At 44.6% G+C, this 4,989-nt stretch carries 4 protein-coding genes; 2 read left to right on the top strand and 2 right to left on the bottom strand.

The features are described from left to right. Positions 1-403: 403 nt before the first annotated feature. Positions 404-1,483 (bottom strand): SUMF1/EgtB/PvdO family nonheme iron enzyme, encoded by a 1,080-nt coding sequence (locus ACUVJL_RS32885; protein ID WP_445249669.1) that lies wholly within the window; start codon positions 1,481-1,483, stop codon positions 404-406. Beyond that, positions 1,480-3,624, bottom strand: coding sequence for an NACHT domain-containing protein (locus ACUVJL_RS32890; protein ID WP_445249670.1), 2,145 nt, complete (start codon positions 3,622-3,624; stop codon positions 1,480-1,482). Before ACUVJL_RS32890 ends, ACUVJL_RS32885 begins: the two co-directional genes overlap by 4 nt. A gap of 373 nt (positions 3,625-3,997) precedes the next feature. Between ACUVJL_RS32890 and ACUVJL_RS32895 the strand changes: the two genes are divergently transcribed. After that, a complete protein-coding gene (locus ACUVJL_RS32895) occupies positions 3,998-4,270 on the top strand; it encodes a hypothetical protein (protein ID WP_333130941.1) in 273 nt (90 codons plus the stop codon). Positions 4,271-4,272: 2 nt separating this feature from the next. Further along, positions 4,273-4,725 (top strand): HNH endonuclease, encoded by a 453-nt coding sequence (locus ACUVJL_RS32900; protein WP_445249671.1) that lies wholly within the window; start codon positions 4,273-4,275, stop codon positions 4,723-4,725. The last annotated feature ends 264 nt before the right edge of the window (positions 4,726-4,989 follow it).

The following is a 4,989-nucleotide window of genomic DNA, read 5'->3' on the forward strand; positions in this document are numbered from 1 at the left end:
CCTTAAGAAGGGGGACTTTGAGCAAGTTCTTGTCCCCCCCTTATTAAGGGGGGCTAGGGGGGATCGAGCCTTATGAGAAATCTCGCTTTTAACCCAGTCTAGATCCCCCTAAATCCCCCTTCTTAAGGGGGGGACTTTGACAAGATTCCTGTCCCCCCCTTATTAAGGGGGGCTAGGGGGGATCGAGCCTTATGAGAAATCTCGCTTTTAACCCAGTCTAGATCCCCCTAAATCCCCCTTAATAAGGGGGACTTTGACAAGATTCCTGTTCCCCCCTTACTAAGGGGGGCTAGGGGGGATCGAGCCTTAATCGTCAGACAGCAGATCCGTAGTACGTTTAACGTTAAATTGACACTAATGAACACTGTTGTGTCCCTACTATACTATCCAGGCGCTATATCTGCTACTCAACTCTTTCCCTGACAATCCGAATACTCTCCCATGCTGGTATCCGACCCGCTTGTCGCTCATCTAGTAATACCAAGTAAACATAAAGTGGGTATATTTCATTGAGCTTCTGTAGATACTTACGGCTAATAGCTTCACTTTCTTGACGGCTTAAGTTAATTCTATTGAGGAACGCTTGATCTTTGGATATTAGCTCATAAGTTTCTGACAAGAAATGATAGATAACAATAACAGAAAACAGAGGGAAGTATAAAAGTAGGAAATCACTAGCTTTGCCCGCTTCAATTGCTTTAAATTGACCTTCGGGGTGGCGGTAGAGGGCGCGGTTGAGGTCGCGGTTGAGGTCGCGGTTGAGGAAGCGGTTGAGGTCGCGGTTGAGGTCGCGGTTGAGGACGCGGTTGAGGACGAGGTTGAGGTCGCGGTTGAGGACGCGGTTGAGGACGCGGTTGAGGACGAGGTAGAGTCTGCGGTTAAGGACGCGGTAGAGGTCGCGGTAGAGGACGCGGTAGAGGTCGAGGTTGAGGTCGAGGTAGAGGTCGAGGTTGAGGTCGCGGTTGAGGTCGCGGTTGAGGTCGAGGTAGAGGTCGCGGTTGAGGTCGAGGTTGAGGTCGATGTTGAGGTCGCGGTTGAGAACCAAAACCTCATCTAATTTCTGTTGCCAAGTTTGCTGCTGTCCAGTTTCTATTCCTGCAATGATTCGCTTTTCTCCATCAAAACACCAGCATCCTAATTGTTTTTCTGGGACTGGATGCTCCTTTACTTCAGCTACAGTTGGCAGTCTATATTTAAATATTGGTGCAGATTGCTGCTGAGTTAACCATTCACAAAACTCCTTTGCATCGATAGACCTTACTCCAGTAATGGGTTTTTGAGCATCTCCTGGCGGAAATCTGTAACTTTTCCAATGGTCAGGTTGGCGATGTGCACGCACTTTCAGCTTCTCATCAATAAAAAGCTGATATTCCGCGCAGGTGATGTAACTCATGTCAATTTCGACATTCTCATCAATCCGCAGTAGCTTTTGCAGACGCCTGGATAACAAAACATTAGCTGCTAAGGTGAATCTTTCTGTCATCGACTTTCCAAATCTGCGTTTAACCTTTGCTCCAGTTGTTGCCGAACATCTGGATTTACACTCAACCCCTCGTCCAAACAATCATAGGCGAGTGCCATTACCTCAACGGATGGAGATGGCATCCCCAAGACTTTACGAATCAGATTGCTAGCATTACTCTGCGCTGCATAAAGACGGATAGTTTCCGCCCACCAGGACTTGTTAATATTTTGGATTAACAAATTTTCTTGGTTCGATTCCTTAATCTGAACCGCTGCTAAATATTCCTGGAAACTCAAGTGAGCAAATTCATAAACGCTTACTTCTTTTTCCACTAACAACCCACTCACATCCCGAATTTGCTGAATAAAATCCTCTGGATTCGTACCGCTGCTAGCTACGTTTGCCAGCTTGTCTTTAATCCAATCAATTCCATCGGATAGCTTGAAATCACGAGTTTTATGCTGCATTAATTTAAATGCCAGCACTTGCAGAACAGATTGCTTTTGCGTCGCTGTTAGCACCTCCGCAATATTTTTAGCCCTTTGTCGCCTTTCTAGTAAAACCTGGCAAATTTCTTTGTAAAGTTCTACCCGTTTTCCTGGCAAAGCGCTACCGCGACGGTGAACTGTGGCAATCATTGTTAGCAGCAAAGGATTCACCGCCATGTCCGCCAGAGGTCTGCTATTCTTTATCCGCTTAATTAAATCATCTGCTTGTTGTTTAGCGTCTGCCCGCACTCCCGCATCATCTTGTCCAGCGTGACTTATCACCTCTGTTTCCAAATACCAGCTACGAATAAACTGTTGCATCTGTTTCAAGCTAAATGGTTGCACTTCTAAGACAGTCACAGCTTGTTGCAACCGCGCAGTTTTATAGCCAAAAGGTCGAGAGGTTAAGATAAAAGCCGTATCCGGGTAAGTCTGCATCTGTTCGTCTACCCAACGACTTACTTGCTGGCGCTGGGTTTCATCTGCCACTTCATCCAATCCATCTAACATTACCAAACATTGGTTTTGACGTATTTTTTCGGCAAACCAGTTAGGCGGTGGATTCTCCAGTTGATATTTTTGCTGCTGCTGCTGTACCTGCTGAGTAATTAACTCTGCCAGAGTGAGTTGATTATTATTCACAATTTCCTGACGCACATCTCGGAGATACAACAATATTGGAATCAGTTTCGGCGCTTTCGGATGCACTTTCCGCTGTTGATTTGTGGCATAAGTCTGCGTTAAATATCTCAAAAGGGTAGTTTTCCCGGAACCGGGTGCGCCCAAAACTGCCATGCGCCGAAATTCCGGATGCTTATCTATTTCTGCTAAAAAATTCCAAATTTGTGTTTCATTTGAGTTATTTCTTCCACCCTTGAGTCGCTGAATCATTTTGTGACTTATATTCGCTGCCTCTGTTGCAGCAATTTTGAGTGGCACAAATACCTTTTGCAACTTCAGGGTTCGGTCTCTATCCAATCCCTGTGTTTGATAGTCTCGACAGATATAAGTCAAACCCTGGTAATATTGCCGCTGAAAAGGTGAGGTTGAATCTTCAATTTTATTCCAAATCCCGTCTGCAAAACTATCTGCAAGTTGCTGTCTCTTTGCCCTAAACTTCGGTGCAAGCTGGTTAGTAACTGGGATGAGAAACTTGATGGTATGGATAAACAACATCAAAATTACAGTCACAACCAAAGCCAAAAACGCTGCTGTCCACTCGCCCCTCAGTATGAAATACAACATTACCGCCAGTCCCAAGCCTGGGGGCAACCATACCAACCTGTTCTGCCATTGTCTCGGTAAAAGCAGTACAGGCGGGAGCACAGTCCCCAAACCAAACAGAATGAGAGATGTATAAAAAACTGCTGAGTTGAATTCGGCGGCTAGGTGGTTCCCCTTCAAGAGTGCGAAAAGGATGCCACCTCCCAGTAAAGGTAAAAAACCAAGAACCCAATTTTGATTTGCAGGCGCTGCACTCGGCTGAGACTGACTGGATATAGCACCGAGGATAAAAAGTGCCAATAGACACACTACTGTCAGTAAGATGATTATAGGGTCTTCAATTTTTAAGTCCTTTTTATCGGGCAGTTGGTTGATCAGCCAACCCAAGAAACCATTACTGAGTATCAATAGCAATGGTAGCAGCCAATTTTGTATAAATCTGGACATACGCGATCGCACTTAAAAGCGTGTTGTTTCCCATTTTAGGCGATCGTAGCGAGCGATCGTTAGCAATAGATGTTATTTATGGCTGATGTGCGATATTTGCGAAGTAGATTTGGCGATCGCCCGCTGCTTCAGTTAGATTCAGCCTACTCTATAAAAATCTCCGCTTTACCAAATTGTATTGACACTCGATATAACTGCATGATTATCAGCACGCAAGATCGATCGCCCTTTATACTGTTGCGACTGAGGAAAAAAGTGCGATTCCTGCCGAAAGCTGGGCTAACGCACTTATTTTAATCGAAAGTGCGATCGGTTGAGTTACCCTTGAGAATTATTGATATAATCAAGACGGAAACCCATAAAATCGACAACTATGCTAATCCTGCCACAACTGGAAAACCTACGCGATACTCTACCCCTAGAAGGAGCGGTTCGCATTGAATTAGTGGAAGGTATACCCATGTTTAGAGCCTCCACAACTGTCAAAAATCGCATAGAAGAACTGTTAGACAAACAACAAAATTTACCTCTCAATCCTGACGAAGAACAAGAACTCAATCTTTACGAAGAAATCGACGATTACCTCAGTTTTGTCAATCGGACTGTCCGCAATCTTTTCTTGGGCCAGATTCAGCCTACTGTGTAGAAATGTCCGGTCGCCGTCAAATCCCTGAAAATATCCAAAATCAAGTTCGTCAGAGAGCAAACTGTCTGTGCGAATATTGTCATGCCTCCGAACAATGGCAGTACGTAGAGTTTACTATCGAGCACATCATTCCCTTAACTAAAAGTGGGACTAACGATATTGACAATTTGGCACTAGCTTGCTTTCACTGCAACCGCAAGAAATCTGATAAAACTACAGCGATAGATGCTCAGTCAGACGTAGAAGTACCGTTGTTTAACCCCAGACAAGATAGTTGGAGCGAACATTTTATTTGGTCGGCGGATGGATTATCAATAGTTGGTTTGACTCCAATTGGACGAGCTACAGTTACAGCATTAGTCTTAAATCGAGAGAGAGTCCTTAATATTCGGGCCGCTGACAAAGTTATAAAACGACATCCACCTGCCGGCGATTTAATTCAATCAGAAAGTTGAGCATCCTGAGAGTTACTAAAAGTAGGAGGGGCTACCTCTGTCGCCAAATTTATACTGAAATGAAAGGTTGATTCCTGCGGAAAGCTTCGCTAACGCACTTTTTTTAATTAGGATCGCGAATTAAATAACTTACAATTTTAATTATTATTGCGGGACGCCCATCCCACAATCTTGTGGAAGTTATTTATAGCCTTTCTCAGAAAGATGAGGTATGCCCTATGCCCTATGCCCTATGCCCTATGCCCTATGCCCTATTCCCGCGAG

Origin of the sequence: Microcoleus sp. OTE_8_concoct_300 (assembly GCF_031383065.1) — a bacterium.
In the GTDB taxonomy this organism is placed as follows: Bacteria; Cyanobacteriota; Cyanobacteriia; order Cyanobacteriales; family Microcoleaceae; genus Microcoleus.

What these genes read in the sequence shown, in the direction of transcription:
- ACUVJL_RS32885 (WP_445249669.1), bottom strand. Translation starts at nt 1,483, where the DNA reads ATGACAGAAAGATTCACCTTAGCAGCTAATGTTTTGTTATCCAGGCGT.
- ACUVJL_RS32890 (WP_445249670.1), bottom strand. Translation starts at nt 3,624, where the DNA reads ATGTCCAGATTTATACAAAATTGGCTGCTACCATTGCTATTGATACTC.
- ACUVJL_RS32895 (WP_333130941.1), top strand. Translation starts at nt 3,998, where the DNA reads ATGCTAATCCTGCCACAACTGGAAAACCTACGCGATACTCTACCCCTA.
- ACUVJL_RS32900 (WP_445249671.1), top strand. Translation starts at nt 4,273, where the DNA reads ATGTCCGGTCGCCGTCAAATCCCTGAAAATATCCAAAATCAAGTTCGT.